Origin of the sequence: Aeromonas sp. QDB23 (assembly GCF_027707745.1) — a bacterium.
GTDB lineage: Bacteria > Pseudomonadota > Gammaproteobacteria > Enterobacterales > Aeromonadaceae > Aeromonas > Aeromonas allosaccharophila.
The window spans coordinates 1-1903 of the sequence record NZ_JAPCJA010000135.1 but is presented as its reverse complement, the minus strand read 5'-3'; the positions used below and the strand labels follow the sequence as shown (position 1 = coordinate 1903).

Sequence of the window (1903 nt, the reverse complement as noted above, 5' to 3'; positions counted from 1 at the left end):
CAGGCAAGGGGCAACAGTGGATCAAGGGATGATCGTCTCACTTTTTCCTGTCAATGCCATCTGGGTGAACAGTTACGAAATTCTAACCAAGCCGCCGGCACAAAGCATGAGTACTCACGCAACTCCGTGAAAAGGACCGGCGGAAAGCAACTAAATGTGAGTGAAAACACTTTCATAGTTTGTGAAAAAAGCGAAGATGGGTTGAAAACAGCCCCAACAGAGCAGAGGTAAATATGTTGCAAGAACCCGTAGACACAGCCAAAGCACGGCAACTATTGAATCAGAGTATGGCCTTGGTGCTCGCAGGGGGACGTGGTAGTCGCCTGAAGCAGTTGACCGACAACCGCGCCAAGCCCGCCGTCCATTTCGGCGGCAAGTTCCGCATCATCGATTTCGTGCTCTCCAACTGCATCAACTCCGGCATTCGCCGGGTGGGTGTGGTCACCCAGTACAAGTCCCACAGCCTGCTGCGCCACCTGCAATCGGGCTGGTCCTTCCTGCGCTATCAGATGAACGAGTTCATCGATCTGCTGCCTGCCCAGCAACGGGTGGACGAGGTGCACTGGTATCGCGGCACCGCCGATGCCATCTACCAGAACGTCGACATCATTCGCGACTACGGCCCCAAATACATAGTGGTGCTGGCGGGGGATCACATCTACAAGATGGACTATGCCGCTATGCTGCTCGATCACGTGCGCCTCGGCGCCAAGGTGACGGTGGCCTGCATCGAGGTGCCGCGTGCGGAGGCGTCCGCCTTCGGGGTGATGGACATCGACGAGCAGCGCAAAATCCGCGCCTTCGTCGAGAAACCGGCCAACCCGCCCGCCATGCCGGGCAATGACCAGGTCTCCCTGGCTTCCATGGGGATCTACATCTTCGAGGCGGAATATCTCTATCAGCTGCTGGAGGAGGACATCCACAACCTGGAGTCCAAGCACGACTTCGGCATGGACGTGATCCCGCGCATCGTGGGGGAGGGCAAGGCCTTTGCCCACCCGTTCAACATGTCCTGTGTCGGGGCCAAGGAGGGGCAAAAACCCTACTGGCGTGACGTGGGGACCCTGGATTCGTTCTGGGAGGCGAACATGGACCTTGCCTCCGTGGTGCCCGAGCTCGACATCTATGACGAGAACTGGCCCATCTGGACCAGCCAGAACATGTCGCCCCCGGCCAAGTTCGTGCAGGACAGAAACGGGCAGCACGGCATGACCATCAACTCCATGTTCGCGGGGGGCTCCATCGTGAGCGGCTCCTTCGTGCTCAACTCGGTGTTGTTCACCAACGTGCGGGTGCACTCCTTCTGTACCCTGGATCAGGCGGTGATCTTCCCCGGGGTCGAGATCGGGGCTGGTTGCCGCTTGCGCCGGGTGGTGGTGGACAAGGGGTGCAAGCTGCCAGACGGCCTGGTGGTGGGGGAGAATGCAGACGAGGATAGCCGCCGCTTCTACCGCTCCGAGCAGGGCATCGTGCTGGTGACCAAGCCGATGCTGGCCAAGCTGGGGTGACACCATTGCCAACGTCAGACGTCACAACTAAAAAGGGAGCCGATATGGCTCCCTTTTTCTATTCAGCGAGTGGCTGATTATTTTTCGGTGATCAGCGCCTTGGTGGCCATCACCATGGCGGTGCCGTGCTTGCCACCAGCGGCGGTCACTTGCGGGACGCCATCTTCGTCGGTGTCGCTGCCGGCACCCTCGATGACGTTCTCGCCGGAGTCACCGACCCATTCGGCCATCTGCATGCCGCCGTTGACGGTGCCGCGGAACCAGCCCACGTAGCGCTGGGTCAGCTGTGCCAGCTCAAGCTCGGGTGCCTTCTCGGCCCCGTAACCGTTCACCGGGACGGTGTTGACAGCACCAACTCCTCCGGGAACGGGTAGTCGGTTTTCTCGATGCAGGAC

At 59.7% G+C, this 1903-nt stretch carries 1 protein-coding gene and 1 pseudogene; one reads left to right on the top strand and one right to left on the bottom strand.

Features of this window, described 5'->3' with window-relative positions; translation table 11 throughout:
- The first annotated feature begins 233 nt into the window (after positions 1-233).
- A complete protein-coding gene (glgC, locus tag PG888_RS22785; RefSeq protein WP_043852307.1) occupies positions 234-1508 on the top strand; it encodes a glucose-1-phosphate adenylyltransferase in 1275 nt (424 codons plus the stop codon).
- Between the two features lie 77 nt (positions 1509-1585).
- On the opposite strand, the pseudogene PG888_RS22780 reads toward glgC, so the two are convergent.
- A pseudogene (locus PG888_RS22780) lies at positions 1586-1828 on the bottom strand (hypothetical protein); the annotation flags it as partial.
- Positions 1829-1903 lie beyond the last annotated feature (75 nt).

Excerpts from the sequence above, each read along its gene's own strand:
- glgC (WP_043852307.1), top strand. The coding sequence starts at position 234 with ATGTTGCAAGAACCCGTAGACACAGCCAAAGCACGGCAACTATTGAAT.